General features: G+C 54.4%; 20 protein-coding genes. 12 read left to right on the forward strand and 8 right to left on the reverse strand.

Annotated features, from left to right (window positions below):
* Positions 1 to 288: 288 nt before the first annotated feature.
* Both SMB34_RS08905 and SMB34_RS08910 read right to left on the reverse strand, forming a co-directional pair.
* Positions 289 to 1,704: a sigma-54-dependent transcriptional regulator gene (locus SMB34_RS08905; RefSeq protein WP_051682207.1), complete on the reverse strand. Its 1,416-nt coding sequence runs from the start codon at positions 1,702 to 1,704 to the stop codon at positions 289 to 291.
* On the reverse strand, positions 1,704 to 3,500 hold the full coding sequence (locus SMB34_RS08910) for a sensor histidine kinase (protein WP_037989361.1): 1,797 nt from the start codon (positions 3,498 to 3,500) through the stop codon (positions 1,704 to 1,706). Before SMB34_RS08910 ends, SMB34_RS08905 begins: the two co-directional genes overlap by 1 nt.
* Positions 3,501 to 3,824: 324 nt before the next feature.
* Here SMB34_RS08910 and SMB34_RS08915 point away from each other — a divergent pair, with 324 nt between their 5' ends.
* The 9 genes from SMB34_RS08915 to SMB34_RS08960 all read left to right on the forward strand — a co-directional run bounded on the left by SMB34_RS08915 (position 3,825) and on the right by SMB34_RS08960 (position 12,425).
* The gene (locus SMB34_RS08915; RefSeq protein WP_007088270.1) at positions 3,825 to 4,541 is read left to right on the forward strand and encodes a response regulator transcription factor; all 717 of its coding nucleotides are present in this window, start codon (positions 3,825 to 3,827) and stop codon (positions 4,539 to 4,541) included.
* Positions 4,542 to 4,604: 63 nt separating this feature from the next.
* Entirely contained in the window at positions 4,605 to 6,263 is a 1,659-nt protein-coding gene (locus SMB34_RS08920) for a stimulus-sensing domain-containing protein (protein WP_037989362.1), read from the forward strand.
* A 94-nt stretch (positions 6,264 to 6,357) separates the two neighbouring features.
* Positions 6,358 to 6,798, forward strand: a complete 441-nt coding sequence (locus tag SMB34_RS08925) for an HPr kinase/phosphorylase (protein WP_037989363.1) — start codon at positions 6,358 to 6,360, stop codon at positions 6,796 to 6,798.
* Positions 6,795 to 7,730: an RNase adapter RapZ gene (rapZ, locus tag SMB34_RS08930; RefSeq protein ID WP_037989364.1), complete on the forward strand. Its 936-nt coding sequence runs from the start codon at positions 6,795 to 6,797 to the stop codon at positions 7,728 to 7,730. The genes SMB34_RS08925 and rapZ overlap by 4 nt, the downstream gene beginning before the upstream one ends.
* Before the next feature lie 18 nt (positions 7,731 to 7,748).
* Positions 7,749 to 8,153 carry a PTS sugar transporter subunit IIA gene (locus tag SMB34_RS08935; protein ID WP_037989365.1) on the forward strand — a complete coding sequence of 135 codons (405 nt, stop codon included), beginning with the start codon at positions 7,749 to 7,751 and terminating at the stop codon, positions 8,151 to 8,153.
* 95 nt (positions 8,154 to 8,248) lie between these two features.
* Positions 8,249 to 8,524 (forward strand): HPr family phosphocarrier protein, encoded by a 276-nt coding sequence (locus tag SMB34_RS08940; protein WP_007088265.1) that lies wholly within the window; start codon positions 8,249 to 8,251, stop codon positions 8,522 to 8,524.
* A gap of 82 nt (positions 8,525 to 8,606) precedes the next feature.
* Complete coding sequence (ptsP, locus tag SMB34_RS08945; RefSeq protein ID WP_051682208.1) at positions 8,607 to 10,403, forward strand: phosphoenolpyruvate--protein phosphotransferase; 1,797 nt, start codon at positions 8,607 to 8,609, stop codon at positions 10,401 to 10,403.
* Between the two features lie 246 nt (positions 10,404 to 10,649).
* Positions 10,650 to 11,945, forward strand: coding sequence for an adenosylhomocysteinase (gene ahcY, locus SMB34_RS08955; RefSeq protein WP_007088263.1), 1,296 nt, complete (start codon positions 10,650 to 10,652; stop codon positions 11,943 to 11,945).
* 111 nt (positions 11,946 to 12,056) lie between these two features.
* The gene (locus tag SMB34_RS08960) at positions 12,057 to 12,425 is read left to right on the forward strand and encodes a 5-carboxymethyl-2-hydroxymuconate Delta-isomerase (protein WP_037989367.1); all 369 of its coding nucleotides are present in this window, start codon (positions 12,057 to 12,059) and stop codon (positions 12,423 to 12,425) included.
* Between the two features lie 20 nt (positions 12,426 to 12,445).
* On the opposite strand, the gene SMB34_RS08965 is transcribed toward SMB34_RS08960, so the two are convergent.
* Entirely contained in the window at positions 12,446 to 13,381 is a 936-nt protein-coding gene (locus SMB34_RS08965; protein WP_037989368.1) for a DUF294 nucleotidyltransferase-like domain-containing protein, read from the reverse strand.
* 326 nt (positions 13,382 to 13,707) lie between these two features.
* Here SMB34_RS08965 and SMB34_RS08970 point away from each other — a divergent pair, with 326 nt between their 5' ends.
* A complete protein-coding gene (locus SMB34_RS08970) occupies positions 13,708 to 14,211 on the forward strand; it encodes a hypothetical protein (protein ID WP_146216720.1) in 504 nt (167 codons plus the stop codon).
* A 154-nt stretch (positions 14,212 to 14,365) separates the two neighbouring features.
* Positions 14,366 to 14,695 carry a DHCW motif cupin fold protein gene (locus SMB34_RS08975; RefSeq protein WP_007088259.1) on the forward strand — a complete coding sequence of 110 codons (330 nt, stop codon included), beginning with the start codon at positions 14,366 to 14,368 and terminating at the stop codon, positions 14,693 to 14,695.
* 17 nt (positions 14,696 to 14,712) lie between these two features.
* Here SMB34_RS08975 and SMB34_RS08980 read toward each other — a convergent pair whose 3' ends face one another.
* The 3 genes from SMB34_RS08980 to SMB34_RS08990 form a co-directional block, all read right to left on the reverse strand.
* Positions 14,713 to 16,056, reverse strand: a complete 1,344-nt coding sequence (locus SMB34_RS08980; RefSeq protein ID WP_114094084.1) for a TrkH family potassium uptake protein — start codon at positions 16,054 to 16,056, stop codon at positions 14,713 to 14,715.
* Between the two features lie 3 nt (positions 16,057 to 16,059).
* Entirely contained in the window at positions 16,060 to 16,737 is a 678-nt protein-coding gene (locus SMB34_RS08985; protein WP_037989369.1) for a potassium channel family protein, read from the reverse strand.
* Between the two features lie 78 nt (positions 16,738 to 16,815).
* Positions 16,816 to 18,057, reverse strand: coding sequence for an HD domain-containing protein (locus tag SMB34_RS08990; protein ID WP_037989370.1), 1,242 nt, complete (start codon positions 18,055 to 18,057; stop codon positions 16,816 to 16,818).
* Between the two features lie 275 nt (positions 18,058 to 18,332).
* On the opposite strand from SMB34_RS08990, the gene SMB34_RS08995 reads away from it, so the two are divergent.
* Complete coding sequence (locus tag SMB34_RS08995; RefSeq protein ID WP_037989371.1) at positions 18,333 to 20,843, forward strand: PAS domain-containing sensor histidine kinase; 2,511 nt, start codon at positions 18,333 to 18,335, stop codon at positions 20,841 to 20,843.
* 38 nt (positions 20,844 to 20,881) lie between these two features.
* On the opposite strand, the gene SMB34_RS09000 is transcribed toward SMB34_RS08995, so the two are convergent.
* Positions 20,882 to 21,838, reverse strand: a complete 957-nt coding sequence (locus SMB34_RS09000) for a 2-hydroxyacid dehydrogenase (RefSeq protein ID WP_037989372.1) — start codon at positions 21,836 to 21,838, stop codon at positions 20,882 to 20,884.
* 44 nt (positions 21,839 to 21,882) lie between these two features.
* Positions 21,883 to 22,458 (reverse strand): hypothetical protein, encoded by a 576-nt coding sequence (locus SMB34_RS09005; protein ID WP_007088253.1) that lies wholly within the window; start codon positions 22,456 to 22,458, stop codon positions 21,883 to 21,885.
* Between the last annotated feature and the right edge of the window lie 142 nt (positions 22,459 to 22,600).

A 22,600-nucleotide genomic window follows, 5' to 3' on the forward strand; every position in this document is an offset into this window, starting at 1 on the left:
AGATGCGATTGACCCGTTATCGGGCCGATCAAGCGTCATGCGATGAAAGCATGCCTTCCCGGACATTGGTTATTCTCCCTGACGAATGTTGTTTATTGTTTTGCCCTGATGATTGGCAAACATCATGCCAACCGGGGATTCTATTTTTCTATTTATATATCAAGCAGATACAAAAATCAGCCCAATCATGTCGGCGGAAACTTGCCGATGTACCATTTCTTTTTCGGCGGATTTTTGCCGATAGACCCGATTCACAAATATCCTAACACTTTAAAGCTGCGGGACAAATTATCGCTCTTCAATGGTATCACGGCGAATGTTCAGCTTTTTCATTTTTTCGTTCAGGGTGCGACGCGGAATGTCGAGTTCGTCCATTACTGTTTTGACGTTGCCGTTATGGCGCGTCAGAGCATCACGGATGATGTGCTGTTCGAAATGGCGAAGCTGATCCGCGAGTGATCCGGTTTTGTCGGCAGGGTCGGCGGCACCATTGCCAATGCTGTTGCCAAACAGGCGTGCCCAGCGTTCTTCGGCGTTGCCGGTCAGGAGCACATAGCGTTCCGCAAGGTTTTTAAGTTCGCGCACATTTCCCGACCATTCATGAGCCAGAAGTCCGCCCCAAAGTTTTGCAGGCGGTTTTTCATACGGGCGATCAAAATTTTCGGCCGCCCGTTCGGCAAAAATGTCAAACAGCAGCGGCAGGTCATCCTTACGCTGGCGAAGCGGGGCGATTTGCAGTTCGAATGTGTTGATCCGAAACAGAAGGTCTTCGCGGAAACGCTTATCAGCAACGGCGGTCGGCAAATCTTCGTTGGTGGCACAGATCAGCCGGAAATTGACCTTTACCGGGGTGTTTGACCCAAGTCGGACGATTTCGCGCTGTTCAATGACGCGCAGAAGCTTGGCCTGTAACGCCAGTGGCATGCTTGAAATTTCATCAAGAAACAGGGTGCCATTATCGGCATGTTCGATCCAGCCGATCCGGCGGTTGGTTGCGCCGGTAAAGGCCCCTTTTTCATGACCGAAAAGTTCGCTTTCGGCAGTGCTTTCAGGAATGGCCGCACAGTTGACGGCAACAAATCGCCGATCATGTCGGACACTCAGATCATGGATGGCGCGCGCTACAAGTTCCTTACCGGTACCGGTTTCGCCGGAAACCAGAACTGGAACTTCGGTCGGGGCGATATTGGCGATTTCGGCCTTTAGCGCACGCATCGACGGGCTGTTGCCGATCAGGCGGCTGTCAAGCGTGCCCTGTTGGGCGATTTGCGTGCGCAGGGCGCGGTTTTCGATGACAAGTTTGCGTTTTTCAATTGCGCGCTCAAGGCTTTCGAGGATGTCGTTCGGCTCAAACGGTTTTTCAACGAAATCATAGGCCCCGCTTTTCATCGCTTCGACCGCCATCGGGACATCGCCATGACCGGTCATCAGGATCACCGGAATGTCACGGTCGATTGCCAGAACCGATTTGGTAAAGGCGATGCCATCAAGCTTTGGCATTTTGACATCGGTCAGGATGACGCCGGCGAAATCGGGTGTGATATCTTCAAGGGCTGAAATCGCGTCGGCATGAACACAGATGGTGTAGCCTGACAGGTCAAGCCATTGCGACAGGGAAACGCGCAGGGCTTCTTCATCATCGACGATGATCACCTGTGCCGTTTGTGGTTTTGCGCTGGTGGTATCGATTTTCGAGTGCGGCATTACTTCTGCGTCCCCCGCATCAATGGTAATTGTATTTCAAAGCAGGCCCCGCCACCCGCCCGGTTATAGGCGCGGATCGTTCCACCAAAGTCACGAACAATTCCATAGCTGACCGACAGGCCAAGCCCCACACCCTGTCCCGGGTCCTTGGTGGTGAAGAACGGGTCAAACAGCAAAGCCAGGCTTTCCTCGCCGATGCCAGGACCGGTATCGGAAATGCGAATGGTGGCTTTATCCCGGGTTTGCGTAAGATCGACGATGATGCGTTTTTCCGTCTTGCCGTTCGCATTATCCGTTCCCGGTATTTCGGCCATGGCATCAAGGGCATTGCGGATGATATTGACGAAAACCTGTTCGATCCGAACCAGATCGGCATGGACAATCAGATCACCGTCAAATGCCGACTGTTCAAGCACACAGCCTTCATTGTGCAGCTGTGATGACAGTAATTGTATCACATTATCAAGGGCAGCCCGGATATTGACGGGTTCAAGCACGCCGGTTGATTTGCGCGAGAAGGTTTTAAGTTGCCCGGTGATCGATCCCATGCGTTCGGTCAGGGCAGAAATCTGTTCGATATTGGTGCCCAGATTTTCGGGCTTTCCGCGTTCCAGCATCAATCTGGCACTGGCGCAAAAGGTTCGGATTGCGGCAATCGGCTGGTTGATTTCATGGGCGATTGCGGCGGACATCTGCCCAAGGGCGGCCAGTTTACCCGCCTGAACCAGTTCATCCTGTGTGCCGCGCAATTCGGCCTCGGTCTTGCGGCGTTCGGTGATTTCCTGTTCAAGACGGGTGTTAAGCGCCTGAATGCGGGCAAATTCCATGGATTTGCGCTGGGATGCCAGTTTCAATTCACGTTCGCGCAGGAACAGCACAATCAGGATGATCAATCCCGACCCGATCAGGGTGATCAGCATGACGCTTGTGCGTCGTTCTGCGACATAGTCCATCGGAGTCAGATAAAACAGATTCCATTCACTGCCGCTGATCGGTTTGATGTCAAACAGGAAGCGTTCATTACCGATTTCAAGCAAGCCATCCTCGCCAGAAGGATTTTCAGCAATGTTCAGTGACCGGAGTTCCTGACCGGAATATTGGCGATTGCGCAAGATGCGCTCACGATCGGTTTCGGTCAGCGGGCGAATGGTGCGATATTTCCAGTCGCCGCGACTGGTTAACATGATCACACCGTCGGCATCTGAAACAAAGACTGTTTCGCCCCCGTCCTGCCAGTTCCGTTCAAGCTCATCGAGTTCAATTTTGACAGCAACCACGCCGACAATTTCGCCGGATTTCGATATCGGATGGGAAATGAACAGGCCTGATCGCCCGGTGGTCACACCGATCCCGTAGAAAAATCCTTCCTGCCCGGCGAAAGCTTCGGTGAAATAGGGGCGGAAACTGTAATCCTGACCCACGAAACTGTCGGGCGTTCCCCAGTTGCTTGCCGCGACCGTTTTGCCGGTTCGGTCCATGACATAAAGTGCGGCCGCGCCCGACCGGCCGTTGACCTTTTGCAGATATTGGTTGGCAATATCCACAGTGCCGTTTCCGGTGACGACATTGACGATTTCATGATTCCGCGCAACGACATAGGGCAGATATCGATAGCGATCGACAGCGGCGCGCAATGTGCTTTCATAAAGTGCAAGGCGGGCCTGGGATGTTTGCTGTAACTGGCTGATGGCAAGGGTTTCGGTCGAATTGACAGCAAGCCAGACGACCAGTCCGGCGATGATAATCCCGGCAAAACTCAACGACGCGCGACTATAGGTGCTTAACCAGTAGAACAATCCTGCCTCTCGCGCGTTAGAGTTTGGTCTTTTGCTTCATACAGGGCGTTTTGGCGTCCGGCCTGTTGGCTGGGGTGTCCGGCTTCCTGTTCGGGTGCACGATAGTTATGTGGCATCGGGAGGGGGAGTCAATAAAGACGCAGGGCAGTACCGGTATTGAATGTCACTTTCCCATGGGGTGGAACGGCAGAAATCAGGTAGGGTCTTGGTGTCGTACATGAACAAAGCCTCAAATATGCCTCAAGTGGTTATTTTTTCGCCACAATGGGATGTATTTTGTTAGGCTTGTTTCAAATTTTAATCTGTCTAACTGACGAGGTTCAGGTGAGTAAGATCGCACTTGTTGATGACGACCGTAATATCCTGACATCGGTTTCGATGGCGCTTGAAGAAGAAGGGTATGAGGTCCAGACATATTCCGACGGGTCTGAAGCGCTGCATGCCTTGACCAAGGAAGAGCCCGATCTTGCCGTGCTCGATATCAAGATGCCGCGCATGGATGGCTTGGAGCTTCTGACGCATCTTCGCAAAAAGACCCAGATGCCGGTGATTTTTCTGACATCCAAGGATGACGAGGTCGACGAGCTGACCGGTCTGAGACTTGGGGCAGATGATTATATCAAAAAGCCGTTCTCTCAGCGTTTGCTGATAGAGCGTATCCGGACCTTGCTGCGTCGTGCCGAAATCATGCGCGCAGGCGGTGTTCGCCCGAGCGGTTCGGAAGACGTTATTCAGCGCGGGGAACTGGTTCTTGATCCATCCCGCCACATGTGCAGCTGGAAAGGCCAGCATGTGAACCTGACAGTGACGGAATTCCTGTTGATTCAGGCGTTGGCAAAGCATCCGGGCCACGTGAAAAACCGTGATCAGCTGATTGATGCGGCTTACGGCGAACATATTTATGTTGATGATCGTACCATCGACAGTCACATAAAACGTCTGCGCAAGAAATTCCGCGAGACAGACAAGGAATTCAAAGAAATCGAAACCCTGTATGGCGTTGGTTATCGTTACCGCGACACAGCGACGGTTGCGAGTTGAAGTCCTGAACACTCTTGTCGCAGTGCCGGGCCGATATTGGCCCGGCCAGAATTGCGGGTCTGAATGAGCGATTTACCTGCCTCGGCTGAACAGCAATCCGTGCCGCAACACGAAACCCGTGTTGCGCGGATAGAGGAACGCCACGGACTTTTTTCCCCGTTAACCTGGCGCATTCTGGCGGTGAATGCGCTGGCTCTTTTTGTGCTGGTCGCGGGTATCCTTTATCTTGGCCGTTACAAGCAGGAATTGATCCATTCCGAACTTGAAGCCATGGCCGTGCAGGCGGAAATGTATGCTGCGGCATTGTCGACCTCTGCCGTCGGGCAGGGTGATGATGCAACCAATCGGGTGAAGCTTGAAGTCGCGCGCGAAATGGTGCGCCGACTTGTCGGGATTACCGGGGCACGGGCACGGCTGTTCGGGGCGAATGGCCAATTGATCGCTGATAGCCGCAATGTCCGGACATTTGGCAGCGGTGCGGTTCAGGCAGAAGAGCTGCCAGCACCGGGTGAAGATGACCAGCTTGCCGAAATCATGCGCAAACTGACCGAGGGGATTCTGTCGCTTTTTGAGGGCGAGCAGCCGCTTCCGCTTTATGTAGACCCCCCGGTCGCAAGTGCCAGTGATTATCCGGAAGTACGTGCCGCCCTTGCCGGATATTCACGCGGCGTGGTCCGGGTGGATAGCCAGGGGCGCCGGGTTTTGTCGGTTTCGGTGCCAGTGCAGCGTTTCAAGCAGGTTCTGGCGTCGATCATGCTGACCAAAAATGGTGATGCGATTGAAAATGCCCTGCATGCGGTTCGGCTTGATATCCTGAAAATCTTTGTTTTTGCGTTTGGTATTACGGTTCTGCTGTCGATTTATCTGGCCGGGGTGATTACGCGCCCGTTAAACCGTTTGGCGCGTGCGGCCGAACGGGTCCGGCGCAGCAAGAACCGTCAGTTTACCATCCCCGATCTTTCGGATCGTCGCGATGAAATCGGCGATCTGTCGACGACGCTTCGCGATATGACCGAAACGCTTTGGGATCGTATGGACGCGATTGAACGTTTTGCCGCCGACGTCGCCCATGAAATCAAGAACCCGCTGACGTCACTTCGCAGTGCGGTTGAAACCGCGACCCGTCTGAAAGACCCGGAACGCCAGCGCCGTCTGATGGAAATCATTGCCGAAGACGTTCAGCGCCTTGATCGCCTGATCAGCGATATTTCCGATTATTCACGCATGGATGCCGAATTGTCGCGCGCTGAAACCGAAGAAGTTGATCTGCGTGTTTTGCTGCAAACCCTTTGCGAGCTTTATAACGCCGATGCGGATGGCCCGCCGGTCAAGGTATCGGTGCCTGAAAACCTCATTGTGCCGGCCCTTGAAAGCCGATTGGTGCAGGTGTTCCGCAACCTGATTTCAAACGCGATCACCTTTACCCCCGAAGGCGGGTCGGTGCGGGTGCGTGCGTGGCGGGACAAGGATCAGGCGGTGGTCACGGTCGAAGATGACGGACCCGGCATTCCGCCCGGCAAGGAAGAAGCGATTTTCAACCGGTTCTATACCGAACGCCCATCAGGCGAAAAATTTGGTCAGCATTCCGGTCTGGGGCTTTCGATTTCCAAACGTATCGCCGGGGCGCATAACGGCGACCTGACAGCGACAAACCGAATCCTCGATGGCGAGGTCAAGGGCGCGATCTTTACCCTGCGCTTGCCGCTTGAAGAAGGTGCGTAATCCGTCGAATTGCCGGTAATTTCTATCCATGAGGATAGACCTGCATGTTTCACGTTTGACAAGCCGGTATCACCCGCGCATCGTTTTGCCCGCTATGACACAAATCCATGCAAATTGTGTCGCGCTTGGGTCCTATGCGATTTTGTTGCGCGGGCCATCAGGCAGCGGCAAATCCAACCTTTCGCTGCGGCTTGTCCGGGCCGGAGGGCGGCTTGTTTCCGATGACAGGACCGACATTTTGGCGCGCGATGGCAAGCTGATTGCCAGCGCGCCGCCACAGATTGCACGATTGTGCGAAGTGCGCGGGATTGGTATCGTCCGCGGGCTTGCCCATCAGGCAGCCGGCGATGTGAGGGTTTTGTTCGATCTGGTGGCCGACCCGGCCGAGGTGGAACGGATGCCCGAGCCCCGTTTTGAAACGTTTTATGGTATTTCGATTCCGTCCTGGAAAATCTGGCCATTCGATATGGCAGTCGACGCCAAGATTGAGGTCGCCTTGTCCTTGGCAACAGGTGAGATGCAGCTCGAAACATGACCGATGCAGACAATGCAATAGGCCCGATAAACACCGATGGCGGCACCGGCGAGAATGGCGAGGATACGCGACTTGTCCTGGTGACCGGGGTTTCCGGTGCCGGACGAACGACGTCGCTGAAAATCTTTGAGGATTTCGGCTTTGACGCGGTCGACAACCTGCCGTTGCGGTTGCTGCCAGCTCTGCTGAGCGGGGGGACCGACCTTGATCAGCCGCTGGCGATTGGCCTTGATATCCGTACGCGCGATTTCGGTGTCGATCAGTTTGTCAACATCGTCAGCTCTTTGCGCGAGCAGCCCGGCGTTAACCCGATGGTGGTTTTTGTCGATGCCGAGACAGGCATTTTGCAGCGTCGCTTTACCGAAAGCAGACGGCCCCATCCTTTGACCCATGACCGGCCGCTTGTCGATGCGATTGAACATGAAAAACGCCTGATGGCGCCGATTGCGGCGACGGCGGATATGATTATCGATACCTCGCGGCTTAAATCGGCCGAGCTTCGCAAGATCCTTCAGGACCAGTTTGCGATTGGCGAAAAGGATGCGATGGCGATCTTTGTCAAAAGCTTTTCGTTCCGTCAGGGTGTGCCCGGCGAAGCCGACCTTGTTTTTGACGTTCGTTTTCTGCGTAACCCGCATTATGATCCCGAGCTTCGTTTGCTGACCGGGCTTGATGACCGGGTTGGTGCCTATATTGAAACGGATCAGGATTTCGCCGGTTTCATGGATCGGTTAAAAGGCCTTATCGGCCCTGTTCTGCCGCGTTATGCGCAGGAAGGGAAAAGCTATCTGACCATCGCGGTCGGTTGTACGGGCGGTCAGCATCGTTCCGTTTACATCGCGCGCATGCTAAACGACTGGATTGCCGGTCTGGGATATGATGTTCATCTCAGTCATCGTGACAAGCCAGATGAACCGAAACCGGGGGAGTGAATTGATGGAGAAAACGGCATGATCGGGATGGTGCTCGTCACCCATGGCGATCTCGCGAAGGAATTCGTATCGGCCTTGCAGCATGTTGTCGGCGAACAGGAAAATGTCGCTGCCGTCTGCATCGGACCCGACGACGACATGGAACAACGTCGTGCCGACATTCTTGCGAGTGTCGAGGCTGTCGACGATGGCAAGGGTGTTGTGCTGTTGACCGATATGTTCGGCGGCACGCCGTCGAACCTGGCAATTTCCATTATGGAACAGGCCAATGTCGAAGTGATTGCAGGGGTTAATTTACCTTTGTTGATCAAACTGGCATCGGTGCGCATCGATGGCACGCTGGCCGAAACGGTCAATGCAGCGCAGGAAGCGGGCCGGAAATATATCAATGTGGCGTCGCGCCTGCTAAGCGGCGAGGAATAAACAACAAAAACAGAAGTTCGGGCGATCGGGGATGGCCCGGATCTTTTGAAAGTTTGCCGACGGGGACTTGAAGTCGGGACTAAGGCGGGACAAATATGGCGCAGACGGAAAAGCGGATCGTAACCATCAGCAATCAACGCGGATTGCACGCGCGGGCGGCCGCAAAATTTGTTAAACTTGCCGGTGAATTCGAATCCCGGATCATGGTTCGCAATCGCGGCACAGAGGTTTCGGGCGTATCGATCATGGGGCTTATGATGCTTGCAGCATCGACTGGCACGGAAATTGAGATCGAAGCATCAGGCCCGGATGCCAAAAAGGCGATTGATGCGCTTAACGAACTTGTTGATGCCAAGTTCCACGAAGAATAAGACGCAGAATGAATAGGATTTCCGCATAGGCGGGAACGGGAATTTCTGGAAACAACAAGAACGAGTTGGCAGCAAACCAGGCTTGCAAGTTCCACCAAAAGACCAGACCACAATCGATGACCAGTCGCCGTCCGACCGCCGGGTAATTACAGGGCTTGGGGCATCGGGCGGGATTGTAATCGGTCGGGCCTTTGTCATGGACCGGCAATATGTCGATGTCAGTCGCACACGTATCGATGCGGCGGCCATCCCGACCGAAACCGAACGCCTGCACAAAGGCGTTTCGGAAAGTATCGAACAGCTTAAACGCCTTAAATTCCAATCGGCCAATGTCGGCGGGGCCGCATCCGAGGAGCTTGGATTCCTGCTGGATGCCTACGTTCATATGCTCACCCAGTCGCGCCTTGTCCGCGGGGCCGAAGAACTGATCCAGACGCGCCATATGAATGCGGTACACGCGGTCAGCGAGGTCATCGATGCCATCGCGACCCAGTTTTCCGGTATTGATGATCGTTACATCGCAGCACGCGCGTCCGACATCCGCGAGGTTGGCCTGCGTCTGATGCGGTGCCTGATCGGGGAAACTGACCGGGCATTTGAAACTGCGCCCAAAGGTGCCATTCTGATCGCCGAGGAAGTCAGCCCGGCCGATATGGCGCGCCTTCAACCCGGCCAGATTACAGCGTTTGTCACCGCGCTTGGCGGGGCGGAAGGTCATACCGCGATCATGGCCCGGTCACTTGGCATTCCTGCGATTTTGGGTGCGGCCGATATCATTCACGGGGTTTCGGGCGGTGATCTGATCATTGTTGATGGCGGTCGGGGTGAAGTTATCCTGCGTCCGACCGAGGATGATCTGGTCCATTATAGCCAGCGTCGCGAAGACTGGCGGGCGGCACGCGCCAAACTGGCCAGCCTGCGCGATGTCCCATCGGCGACGCGCGACGGGGTCGAAATTGATCTTCATGCCAATATCGAACTGCCGATTGAACTGTCGGCGGCACTGGAAAATGGTGCGACCGGCATTGGGCTTCTGCGTAGCGAGTTCATGTTCATGAACAAGGACTACCTGCCGGACGAAGACGAACAATATGCCGAACTGGCCGATATCGTGACCCGGATGAATGGCAAGCCGGTCACGATCCGCACCCTTGATATCGGTGGTGAAAAGCTTGCGGTGTCATTACAGGCAGAAATCGGATCCGGCCCGAACCCGGCATTGGGGCTGCGTGGTATTCGGTTGTCATTGCGCAAGCCCGAATTGCTTGAAACACAATTGGCTGCGATCCTGCGCGCATCCCTCCATGGTTCTGTCCGGGTGTTGATACCGATGGTGGTTAGCGTTCATGAAATGAGCCGGGTACGCCAGATTTACCAATCGGTCGCAAAGCGACTGCGCAAGGAAGGTCATGCCATCCCGGATGTTCTGCCGCCATTGGGTGCCATGATTGAAATACCGGCCGCCGCACTTGCGATTGATGCCTTGGCACGTGAAAGCGATTTCTTTGCCATCGGGACTAACGATCTGACGCAATATACGCTGGCGATTGATCGTACCGACGATCAGGTGGCCGGGCTTTATGACCCGCTGCATCCATCGGTTTTGCGCCTGATCCGCGACGTTATCAAAACATCGCGGGATCGCGACATCCCGATCAGTGTTTGCGGTGAAATGGCCGGTGATCCCCGATATACGCCGCTTTTCATCGGATTTGGATTACGTAATCTTTCGATGTCATCGGTCAGCCTTTTACCGGTCAAACAGCGCCTGCGCCGACTGGATACGCGAAATTCCGAACAGCAGGCAGCCCGTGTGATGGAACAATGGGATTCAGCGCGCATCGCCATGATGCTGGATGATTTCAACGATCTTGCCTGACCGGCGATCATAATACCTAATAAATCAATCGGTTATGAAATGGGCCCATACAGCATGGGCGCTCTGCCTGTGCGCGTATTTTTCCGGCATTGAAAATTCATCGAAGAAAAGACTTGAAATCGATATAAAGAAATCTTTATATGTCTTCTATCGCGAACGGGCAAACCGTCGCACAGGAATTTTCGGGCGTATCTGCAAGATCCATCTGGTCGGCGGTTGCGCTGTTTTTGTTTGATTGGAGACGACATGTCGAACTTTACCGATTGCAAGGTCGCAGACATCTCGCTGGCCGCATGGGGCCGCAAGGAAATCGCGATTGCCGAAACCGAGATGCCGGGCCTGATGGCGCTGCGTGAAGAATATGGCGCGGCCAAGCCGCTTGCCGGCGCGCGCATCGTCGGTTGCCTGCACATGACCATTCAGACTGCGGTTCTGATCGAAACCCTGACCGCACTTGGTGCAGAAGTTCGCTGGTCGTCGTGCAACATCTTCTCGACCCAGGATCAGGCTGCTGCGGCGATTGCGGCAACCGGCGTTCCTGTCTTTGCCTGGAAGGGCGAGACCGAGGAAGAATTCTGGTGGTGCATCGAGCAGACCATCACCGGCCCGAACGGCTGGAAACCGAACCTGATCCTGGATGACGGCGGCGATGTTACCCAGCTGATCCACGACAAATATCCGGAACTTCTTGAAGACATCAAAGGTCTTTCCGAAGAAACCACCACCGGTGTGCACCGCCTGTATGAAATGGCGAAAAAAGGCACGCTCAAGGTTCCGGCGATCAACGTCAATGACTCGGTCACCAAGTCGAAATTCGACAACCTGTATGGCTGCCGCGAAAGCTTGGTTGATGGCATCAAACGTGCAACTGACGTCATGGTTGCCGGTAAAATCGGTGTGGTTGCCGGTTTTGGTGATGTTGGCAAAGGTTCGGCTGCGTCGCTGCGCAGCCAGGGTGCCCGCGTTCTTGTGACCGAAATCGATCCGATCTGCGCGCTGCAGGCCGCGATGGAAGGTTACGAAGTCACCACCATGGAAGATGCTGCACCGGTTGGTGATATCTTTGTCACCACCACGGGCAATATCGACATCATCACGCTCGACCATATGCGTGCGATGAAAGACCGTGCAATCGTTTGCAACATCGGTCACTTCGATTCCGAAATCCAGATCGGTTCGCTGCGCAATTACAAGTGGGACAATGTCAAGCCGCAGGTCGACGAAGTCGAATTCCCGGATGGCAAACGTCTGATCGTTCTGGCCGAAGGCCGTCTGGTCAACCTTGGTTGCGCAACCGGTCACCCGAGCTTCGTGATGTCGGCATCCTTCACCAACCAGGTGCTGGCCCAGATCGAACTTTGGAAAAACCACGCCAACTACGAAAACAAGGTTTATGTCCTGCCGAAACACCTCGACGAGAAAGTTGCCGCCCTGCATCTCGACCGTCTTGGTGTGAAACTGACCAAGCTTTCGAACGAACAGGCCGAATATATCGGCGTGCCGCAGGCTGGCCCGTTCAAGCCGGATCATTACCGCTACTAAGCGCAATCGCGTTTTGCATCAAAGCCGGTCCGTTCATTCGGACCGGCTTTTTTGTGTTTTGCGACGACGCGTTCGGGTAAGAAAGACAACACCACAACAGGGAAGCAAGCCATGCCCCAGCTTGAAATCGAATATTCCGCCAATTTGCCAATCGCCGAGCAGCTTCGCGGGTTGGCGATCAGCCTGCATCGTGAAATTGCCAAGGCAGCCGATGCCGATCTGGAAAGTTTCAAAACACGTTTATCGCCACTTGAAAATGTCGTGATTGCCGATGGCGGGCCAAAACATGGCATGGTGCATCTTGATGTGCGGCTGTTGTCGGGGCGCTCTGACGATGTCAAACATGCCGTTGGTGCCATCGCACTTGAAACCGTGCGGGCGCATCTGGAAAATCTGGTCGGGAATTTCGATGTACAGTTTACGGTCGAAGTACATGATCTGGACCGGGCCAATTACCACAAGCATGTGACAAACGCCTGACGGCCCGATCGGGTTGGCAGTTACATCAAAAGTGCTTCATGGATCGGGTGATCGGGGCCGTAACGATCATTCATCAGTTTGATCAGCTCGCGCGAAAACTGCTTGCCTGCATCCAGCAGGGAACGGAGTTCGGTGTCACTGCGATCATTCGGGCCGACTTTTTCAAGCCGTTTGCGGACATCCGGATCGCTGAGTTCGCGCAGAAACCGGTCATATAGTTCGAGTGCGGGAAGGCTTTTGTCACCAAAAACCGTTTGAACACGTGTGATCGGCGGTAACTGCAAAAGTTCCGATAGTTTCGCCCGTTTACCGATATAATCACGACCTGCGGTTTCCGCGGCTGCGATAATGCCGCCGAAATAAAGCATCTTACGCGAAAAGACGAGTTTAAGGCGTCTGGGTGCCCATGCCTTGCTGGCGTCGCCTTCGCGGGTTTTGATTTCGAAATCGACGCTGATGGTGCGGTAATAGCGGATGACGTCATTGACCAGAAAGCGTGCGATGGATTCCCGTGTAACCGTTTCGGTGACGTAGTTGGCAATCAGTTCTTCAAAGAAGGCACGTTTGCCGACTTCGTTATAAAGCCATTCACATTCCAGCAGAAACAGCAGGCGGCGTGTGGTGATCGAATTGGTGTCGCCATCAAGGCCGATGCGGTTGACCAGTTCCTCGGCCGGGACATAGGATGAAAACGGGCCGTTAACGGCCGCCTTTTTGGTCACCATGGCACCAAGAATTTCGGAAACGTCACGGTGGGGGGCCAGATCACGGTCAACTTCACGACCGATGATGAAGTAATCCAGATCCGATTGTTCTGATGCCTCGTGCCGACCGAACGACCCGGTAACGACAACGCAGAAAGCGCTGCCATGCAGCTGATTGGCGAGTGCGCTTCGCATCTCGTCGAGCCGCTTTGCGGTATAGGCCTGATTGCTGGCGATGGTATCTGGCAACAAGGTTGAAATGATTCCGTTGAATGCGGCAATTAATTCAGTATCGACCTAAAGGTGAAAGATTAAAACCGGGTTTATGGGATAACTGCGGAGTCCCTTGTAAAACCGGACCGGATTTCACAATCCGGCAGAGGCTTGGCACATAATTGCCATTACTTGCCGATAAAACGGCCTTAAAGTCGAATAACCCTGTGCCATATGTCGTTTGTCGGGGCCGTTGGCCAAAAGACCTTTTGCATATTTCCCCGATTGGAAATCACCCTGGATTATGGAGAAGTCCGATCAAAAATCTTCATCGCACCCTGCTTGCCGTTCCGCTTCTTGGCCTGATGGCAATGCCTGCCTTTGCCCAGTCCGCCGATATGAAATCGCCCGAGGAGATGAAGGATATGGAACCCGATGCGTTGCGCGACGGGATCGAAAACCGCCATCCATCGGCCTATTACATTCTGGCAGCCAAGCAGTTTAATGCAGGCGAACGTGATGACGCGGTTTTCTGGTTCTATACCGGCCAGTTGCGCTATCGCACGCTTTTGGGCTGCAAACCCGACCTTGCACCGGATCAGGACCCGGCATTGTTTGCGTCCCTGAACGAAACCGTCGGTCGCCCCCTTAATGGATATGCCTTTGGGGATGTGGATGAACTCAGCAGCACGATCGAGGATGTCCTTGAATGGGATGCCGCGCATGCCAATGGCTATGTCGCCAAAGCCGAATGCGAACAGGTCATTACTGCCGAGCGCGCCGGACTGGACGAGTTGCGTGAAATGATCGTGGCCAAGGCAGATGAAATCCGCAAGCAGCGCGAAGAAAACGGGCTGGAAAACCGGTAAATCATTTTACGAAGATTGATAAAAGCCCGGTCCGCGTGCCGGGCTTTGTCTTTGGCTGGATGTGTTGACGGAAAGTTTGGAAACGCGATAGCGTCATGAAATTGTTATCCGGTTCCTGGTGGCAGTTGCCCCACATATCTCTTGAAAGATTACCATGGAAATTTCCAATCTCCCGTTCGGCACGACCGACTGGTCGTCAATCACGCCAACCGAGCATTCCGGCGATACCGGCATGGCATATTGGCGCACACAGCAATTTGGTCCGATCCGGGTGCGGATGGTGACATATACGCCGGGCTATCTTGCCGATCATTGGTGCAAGAAGGGCCATATCCTGCTGTGTCTTGAGGGTGAATTGGTCACCGAACTGGAAGACGGGCGGGTTTTCACCCTTAAACCGGGCATGAGTTATCAGGTGGCTGATAACGCCGAAGCCCATCGGTCATCAACAGAGCCGGGTGCCACATTGTTTGTCGTTGACTGAACTGACGGTTTTGGGAATTACCCCAGATACACCTGACTTGACGGATAGGAAATGCGCGGCGGAACACGACGGGCAAGGAAGAATCCCAGTGTCAGAGGGCCGACACGGCCAATGAACATGATCAGTTCAATCACGATCCGGCCCAGTGTATCGAGTTCGCCGGTCGTCCCGCGCGAAAGACCGACCGTGCCAAAGGCCGACGTCACTTCAAAGACAAGATCAAGAAAATCGCCGTCGTGGGACATGGTGATCAGAAAGATACCGCTCATGACGACGAACATTGAAATCATCGTCAGGGCCAGCACCTTCATCACTTCTTCAAGGCCGATGCTGCGCCCAAAGGCATGCAGCTGATTATGGCGTTTGAAAAAGGCGATGGTTGCCAGAACCAGTACGATAAAGGTGGTGACCTTGATCCCGCCGGCTGTTGATGTACTGCCTGCCCCGATCACCATCAGAAGGATGAACATCAATGCGGTGGTGTCGTGAATGGATCCGATATCGACCGTGTTGAATCCGGCAGTGCGGGTTGTCAGGCCTTGAAACCAGCTGATTTGAAGTTTGTCGATCGGGTTGGCAAAAGCCCCGAGCGTGTCGGGATTGTGCCATTCAAGGATGGCAAACATCGTGACAGACCAGACGATCAGAATGGCAGAGCCGGTCAGCATCAATTTGCTGTGCAGGGATAAATGACGCCAGCCGCGATGAATCCACAGATCGGAAATCACGCTGAACCCGATCCCGCCAATCAGAAGCAATGCCGGGATTGTGAGGTTGATCACCGGGTTTGTGGCCCATCGGCTCAGGCTGTCGGGCATAAGGGCAAAGCCCGCATTGTTGAAGGCCGATACCGAATGGAATACCGCAAACCACGTTCCGCGTGCCCAGCCAAAATCGGGGACAAAAACGGTCAGCAACAGGATGCCGCCGATCAATTCGCAGAAAAGCACAACGGCAAGGATCGTTTTGACCAGACCCACGAGCTGATGCAGCGATGTCTGGTTCAAATCTTCGCGCAGGAAATTGTGATGTCGCAGACCAATTGGCAAGCCAAGTGCGGATAAAACAAGGGCTGCAAATGTCATCAGACCAAGACCGCCAAGCTGGATCAGGATCAGGATCATGGCTTGCCCGAACAACGTAAAGCTTGACCCGGTATCAACCACGGCAAGGCCGGTGACGGTGACGGCGGACGTGGCCGTAAACAAGGCGTCGGAAAAGCTGATCGGATGGGTGACCGCAACAGGGAGGACCAAAACAACCGCACCGATCAGGATCAAGGCCAGATACAGGATGGCGAGCAAAAGCGGCGGTGGTATTCGGATCGGTTTTCCGGTGCGGTTCGGAAAATAAAAGGGCATGGCTCAGATGCCGTCGCTGAAGTCGCGCAAATTCTGGCGGCGACCAAGGATCAGGATCTTGTCAGTGGCTTCCATCGTGACGGTCCCGGTATCACAGCCGATAAATTCCGATCCGCGCAAAATGCCCAGACAGCGCAGTTCGTGGGACTTTTCAAGATCAAGCGACTCAATGGTTTTCCCCGCCATGCTTTCCGGGACTTCCAGATTGATGACATGCATGCCGTTACCAAGGCTTAGATAATCGCGTACGGCGGGGTTATGCAGTTTCTGGGCGATGTGCTGGCCGATTTCCTGTTCGGGTAAAATGACCCGGTCGGGTTCAAGTTTGGTCAGGATGCGATGATGGGTTTTGTTGATCGCCTTTACCCAGACGGTTTTGACCCCCAGCATTTTGACATTCATCGTGCACAGGATATTGGCTTCAAGGTCTTCGCCAATGGCAATCAGGGAGACGTCATATTTGTCGACCCCGGCCTCGCGGAGGGCTTCTTCATCGCGGCCATCTGCGATGATCGCTTCGGACAGGATATCCGACAGGGCGGCGACGGATTTTTCGTTGATGTCGATGCCCAGGACGTGATTGCCACTTCGTGCCAGATCGGTCGCAACCGTGCTGCCAACGGTTCCAAGCCCGATGATGACAAAGGTTCGGTTGCGCTTCTTTTCGGTTTTGGGGGCCATATCGGTTACTCCCTTTGCAATGGATTGCCCGATGCAGCGAAATTCGCACGGCGATTTTACGTCCGACGGACGAACATATCAGTCAAACAGACTTGCTGCAGCAGCCTGTTGTGCCGGATCGGTCAGATTGCCGACACGCCGCAGGAACGAGTTCTTTTCCTCGTAATAGCGTTTGCCAAGATCGGCAAAGCTTTTGACCTCGGCATTGGTATTGATGTGAAATTCGCGTTTGGGCACTTTGGTTGCGGTTTCATCCATCAGGACCGCGCTGATTTCCGGATCGATAACATCGGCAACACCGTCAAGCTCGATCCGGTTTTTCAGGCTGAACAGAAACTTTTTGAAAGCCGGATGGCGCTGCAAAAATGCTTTTTCGGTCAGAAGGAAATCATTGGCGGCAAAGTCGGGTGCATTTTTGACAACGAATTCGCGGCAAAGATGATCGGTGGCAAAACACATCGGGCCGAAAATGAAATTGCGATAGATGTCTTCTTTAAGCTGCCAGAACTTATCAAGGCGTTTCAGGGCATCTTCATCAAGCTTTACCGCCGCCTCAAGCAACAGGCGCGGATGACAATGGACATAGTTCGGATGCACATAGGTCTTGGTCCGGCTGATGCCTTCGAGTGTGTCGATATTGACCGGACCCGACAGCAGGCTGGCATGCGGGTGGGTCGATTTTTTTGATAGAAGGGCAATGACCTCGTCCGGATCAACACCGTGTTTCACCAGTAAATGATTGACTGACAGATCAAGCTGAACTTCGCCGGTGATGATCTTTTCGGTCAATTGGTGATGGTTCAGGTTGAACCGCCGGGCAAATTCCGGCTCCAGTGTATGCGAAAACGGGCCATGGCCGATATCATGCAAAAGGGCCGCTGCCCCCAGAAGGTCGCGATCAGCTTCTGACAGGCCCATCAGGCGGCAATATTGCTGCGACAGCAGGGCAACACCGATGGTGTGATCATATCGGGAATGGCGGATATTGGCCGGGCGTCCATTGGGATGGAACAGGTAATCAATGGCACCAAGGAACGAAATTTCGCGCAACCGTTCAAACGCATGCGATGCGATCAGTTTTTTATGCAGCGGACGATCAAAGGCCGACGCGATTTGCGAACGTTTGAAATGATAGTTGTATTGTGGCGCATCGCGAAACAGCAGTTCCCATTCTGCGATGTCATCGGCGCTGAAATTGGTGTCGAACAGATCGCGCATTTCCGGTCCCGCCGGTTTGGCCGCGGCAGACTCCTTTTGGGGCGCGACCGGTTTGGCGGCCACGCGCGGCGTAAAAAGGTCTAGCTGCGGTTTGGGACTCATTTTTGAAATGACGAGATCGTTATAGCTGTTGTTTCGACAATAGCGCAGACATAGCCCGATTTGGGGTATATGTCATCGCGGATTTTCCTGCGATCACGGGCGTTCGGCCGGGTATCGGGAAAACGTCGTGAAACAGTGGTAAAAGCAAGACGTTTTCACCATAATAATAGCTCATAAACACAAACGGTTAACAACACGTGACACGGGCTACATCCAACCATCAAAGGGGGAAAGAACCAATTGGTTCCCGCAAAGGGGGATCAAACAGGTTTGGTTTGTCCAGACTGTGGCAATGGGGATGCTATGGTCTGACGTCGCTTTTCATCGCAGCCGACCTGCATGCACAGGAAAAATTCCGTGTTGGCAGCGCACCGGAAGCCGCGCCGAACGCAGGCGCTGCACCAGACGGGGCCTCGATTTTAGGCAGTTTCGCCGATCTGAGTGACCGCGATTGGCTGGTTGTTGGTTTGGCGGCAATTGGTGGTGCTGCGATTGCCGGGGGAATCGGGTGGCGATTATCGCTGCGCATGCGCCGCCATCTTGAAGAGGCGGAAGATCACGAATCCGAATTGGCGGATTCGACCGAACAATTTACCCATCTGTTCTTTGCCGGGCCGGACCCGGTTTATTATTGGAGCCAGGCCGGCTTTGCCGAGGGGGCAAGCCCGTCGCTGAAACGTGCGTTCCAGCTTGGCAAGGATGGGCGTTTTCCCGATGTGCTTGACCAGTTGCGCGATGATGATGCCAGGACCCTTAAGGAACGTGTGCGAAACCTGAAATCCACCCACGAGCGGTTTGAGCTTTGGGTAACAGCTGTTGATGAACGCAAGTTCCACGTCACCGGGGCGATGGCACGCAAGGACCGGACTTCGCCGGTTCTGGCCCATGCGCTTTGGTTCCGTGATGAAACCCGCCATACCCGTGAACGCGAAAGCCAGTTCGGCGATTTTACCGCGCTCAAACGCGAAGTCAGCGGGTTGCGGCTTTTGATCGACAGTCTTCCGTTTCCGGTGTGGCGGCGCGATGGCGATTTGCGTTTGATTGATTGTAATGCGGCCTATGCGACCGCGGTGGAACTCGACACGGTCAAGGATGCCCTTGCCAGACAGGCGGAACTGGGCGGCGGGGTGATCCCCGATAAGGGCAAGTCATTGGCGGCGTCGGCATTGCGCAACGGCGAAACCATGACACGCGATTATCATATCGTGATCAAGGGTGACCGGAAGCTTCTGCGCATTACCGAATGTCCGTCACAAACGCCCGAAGACCTTGATGGTCTGATTGGCTTTGCGATTGATTGTACCGCAATCGAAGAACTGCAATCCGACCTGTCGCGTCATATTCGTGCCCATGCCGAAGTCTTGGAAAACCTTGGAACCGCGATTGCGATTTACGGCGGCGACAAGCGGCTTATCTTCTTTAACACCGCCTTCACCAAACTTTGGGATATGGATGAGGACTGGCTATGGGCGGAACCGTCGCTTGATGATGTGCTGCGCCGGATGCGCGATGAGCGCAAATTGCCCGAAGTCACCGACTTCACGCAGTTCCGCAATATTGAAAACCAGCGCTTTACCGATCTTCTCAAGCCAGAAGAAGATTTGATGCATCTGCCGAACGGCATGACCTTGCGCCGGTTCATTTCACCGCATCCGTTTGGCGGACTGATGTTCGCGTTCGAGGATGTCACCGACAAGCTGGTTCTCGAAAGCAGTTACAACACCCTGATCGCGGTTCAGCGCGAGACGCTTGAAAACCTGCATGAAGCGGTAGGCGTGATCAGCGGCGATGGCCGGTTGCGGCTTTACAATCACGGTTTTGCCGATGTCTGGGGCCTCGAAGACAGTTTCCTCTCAGGTGCGCCCCATATCAGCGAAGTGGTCGAAGAAGCCCGTGATTACTGGCACGAGCGCGAAGACTGGGACAAATTCAAAAGCCGGATGGTCGCGCGTATCACCAACCACGAACCCATGAGCGGCCGTATCGAACGTGCCGATAACAGCATCATCGATTTTGCCATTGTACCGCTGCCTGACGGGGCGGTGATGATGTCTTATATCGATGTCACCGACACGATCCGGGTCGAACGGGCGCTTCGCGAACGCAACGAAGCGCTGCGTACAGCCGATCAGATGAAGTCGGACTTCATTTCGACCGTGTCGCGTGAACTGACCCGGCCGCTTGACCATATCAATGGCGAGGCAGACCGCCTTATTCCGCATTTACAGGGCAATGTCGCGCAGTCGGTTGAAACCATCCGGGCCGAAGCCCAAAGCATGCTGGCACTGGTGGATGACATGCGGGACCTTGCAACGCTGGGATCAGGGCAGGTCGCGCTTGAACTTGATACGGTCGATCCAAGGCGTTTGTTACGTTCGCTCGAAGCACTGACGCGGGCGCGCCTGGCGGAACTTAACGTTTCGCTACGCCTTTACTGTTCGCGCAATATCGGCTGGATGATTGCCGATGAACGCCGCCTTAAACAGGCGTTGTTCATTCTGGTGACCAATGTCCTGCGTACCGCCCCCGAAGGCAGTGAGGTTTCCGTGGTTGCCCGTCGTCGGGGCGAGGATATCGATATCAGTATTTCACTGTCGGACGAAGCACCGCAACCGATGCTGTTTGAAGGATTGCGCGAGGGAGAATCACCATCTGCGCGCCGCGCACTTGGCATGGCAATGGTGCGCGCAGTGGTCGAAATCCACGGCGGCCGGGTCAAGGTCAGCCGGGATGGACATGAAATTTCCTGTATCCTGCCCGCAGGCGAAGAAAGCGATCTGGAATAACAAAAGGCGTCCATCGGTCGCCTTTTGTTCCAACATCATCAAACTCTGAACGGTACTTCCCTGCCGGCAATGAAGGCATCAATGTTATCAAGTGCCCGGAATCCCATAGCATTGCGGGTTTCGACCGTTGCCGATCCCAGATGGGGCAACAGGAACGTATTGGGCAGATCGCGATAGGTCGGCTCGATATTCGGTTCCCCGGCAAAAACATCAAGTCCGGCGGCGGTCAGTTTGCCCGATTTGAGTGCTGCGATCAGGTCCTTGTCATTGACGATATCACCGCGTGCCGTATTCACAATGATCGCCCCATCTGGCAGCTTGGCGATGAAATTGCGATTGACCATACCGCGTGTTTCCGGTGTTGACGGGCAATGCAGTGACAGGAAATCGCAATGGGGCAGAAGGTCATTAATGGTTGGGTGATAGGCCGCGCCGAATTCCTGATCTTCGGGCAGGCGGCGACGGTTGAAATAATGGACTTCCATATCGAAACCGCGTGCACGTTTCGCGACGGCCTGTCCGATCCGTCCCATGCCGACAATGCCGAGTTTCTTGCCGGTCACTTGTGTGCCCATCAGATGGGTCGGCCGCCAGCTTGACCATGTTGCGTTGCGGACTTCGGCCTCGCCCTCGCTGGCGCGGCGTGCAGCACCCAGAATCAGAAGCCACGCAATATCCGCCGTTGCATCGGTCAGAACCCCGGGGGTATTGCCGATGACGAAACCGTTGGCCTTGGCCGCGGCCAGATCAATATGGTCAGTGCCCACCGAAAAGGTGGCAATGATGCCGACCTTTTGGGGCAGGGCTGCAAAAAAGGCCGCATCAATCGGATCGCCAACCGAAACCAGGGCGGCATTTGCGTCTTTGCACAGGTCAAGAATCTGATCGCGTGACAGCGGATCATCTCCGTCCTGCATGCGCAGATCATAACTTTCGCGTGCGCGTTTTTCGACAGCTTCCGGCAGGCGTCTGGTGATGGCGAGAACCGGTTTCATTCTGATGCATCTCCCTGAATTTTAAGACTTGTTTGTTGATTGTGTCAGAATAGCTGGCCAAGTGCGAGACGAATGCCGATTGTCGTGATGGTCAATGATAGCAGGAAATCGGCTGCAACAATGGCACTTGCCGTGGCAATCGGGACCGCCAGTGTCAGTTTCGCAATATAAACCCCGTAAATCAGCATCGCGATCACGGCAATCAACACAAATCCACCAACGCCAAGCATCGGAAACGCCGCGCCAAGAAGCAGTGCCAGCAGATAAACGCCCATCTGCAAGACGCTTGACCAGTTATAGACGGTGATAAACGCGATATAGCGATTGGCGCGGCCAATCATTGGCGCGACATGCAGCATCAGCAGCGGAAAGGCGAACCATTTCATCACATAGGCGATGGTTTCCACCAGCATGTAACGACCAACCGGGAATTCATCGGGAACCGTGTCGAGATCATGCCAGCGCAACAGCGCAAAGGCCGGAAAGACAATCACGGCGGCAAAGAAAGAACGCCAGAACGCTTCGATGGAATAATCAAAGAAAGCAAGGCCTTTGGCGTCACCACGCGCAATACGCCAGGTTCCATAAAGTGCGCGCAGGGTTTCAGTCGACATGGTCATGGAGGGTCGTCGTTTCACATAAAATGGGGCGGATAAGCAGGACGAAAATCTTGAACAGGGATCTCAATCACAGCTTATCCCTGTTTGACCCGTCTTCACAAGACGGGTGCTTGCCCGTCTGTTAACCGGCGCACATTGGTCC

Source organism: Thalassospira permensis NBRC 106175 (genome assembly GCF_000714555.1).
Taxonomy (GTDB): Bacteria; Pseudomonadota; Alphaproteobacteria; order Rhodospirillales; family Thalassospiraceae; genus Thalassospira; species Thalassospira xiamenensis.

Excerpts from the sequence above, each read along its gene's own strand:
- SMB34_RS08980 (WP_114094084.1), bottom strand. The coding sequence starts at position 16,056 with ATGCCCTTTTATTTTCCGAACCGCACCGGAAAACCGATCCGAATACCA.
- SMB34_RS08925 (WP_037989363.1), top strand. The coding sequence starts at position 6,358 with ATGACACAAATCCATGCAAATTGTGTCGCGCTTGGGTCCTATGCGATT.
- SMB34_RS08990 (WP_037989370.1), bottom strand. The coding sequence starts at position 18,057 with ATGAGTCCCAAACCGCAGCTAGACCTTTTTACGCCGCGCGTGGCCGCC.
- SMB34_RS08975 (WP_007088259.1), top strand. The coding sequence starts at position 14,366 with ATGGAAATTTCCAATCTCCCGTTCGGCACGACCGACTGGTCGTCAATC.
- SMB34_RS08940 (WP_007088265.1), top strand. The coding sequence starts at position 8,249 with ATGGCGCAGACGGAAAAGCGGATCGTAACCATCAGCAATCAACGCGGA.
- SMB34_RS08970 (WP_146216720.1), top strand. The coding sequence starts at position 13,708 with ATGGCAATGCCTGCCTTTGCCCAGTCCGCCGATATGAAATCGCCCGAG.
- SMB34_RS08985 (WP_037989369.1), bottom strand. The coding sequence starts at position 16,737 with ATGGCCCCCAAAACCGAAAAGAAGCGCAACCGAACCTTTGTCATCATC.
- SMB34_RS08935 (WP_037989365.1), top strand. The coding sequence starts at position 7,749 with ATGATCGGGATGGTGCTCGTCACCCATGGCGATCTCGCGAAGGAATTC.
- rapZ (WP_037989364.1), top strand. The coding sequence starts at position 6,795 with ATGACCGATGCAGACAATGCAATAGGCCCGATAAACACCGATGGCGGC.
- ahcY (WP_007088263.1), top strand. The coding sequence starts at position 10,650 with ATGTCGAACTTTACCGATTGCAAGGTCGCAGACATCTCGCTGGCCGCA.
- SMB34_RS08920 (WP_037989362.1), top strand. The coding sequence starts at position 4,605 with ATGAGCGATTTACCTGCCTCGGCTGAACAGCAATCCGTGCCGCAACAC.
- SMB34_RS09000 (WP_037989372.1), bottom strand. The coding sequence starts at position 21,838 with ATGAAACCGGTTCTCGCCATCACCAGACGCCTGCCGGAAGCTGTCGAA.
- SMB34_RS08905 (WP_051682207.1), bottom strand. The coding sequence starts at position 1,704 with ATGCCGCACTCGAAAATCGATACCACCAGCGCAAAACCACAAACGGCA.
- SMB34_RS09005 (WP_007088253.1), bottom strand. The coding sequence starts at position 22,458 with ATGACCATGTCGACTGAAACCCTGCGCGCACTTTATGGAACCTGGCGT.
- SMB34_RS08960 (WP_037989367.1), top strand. The coding sequence starts at position 12,057 with ATGCCCCAGCTTGAAATCGAATATTCCGCCAATTTGCCAATCGCCGAG.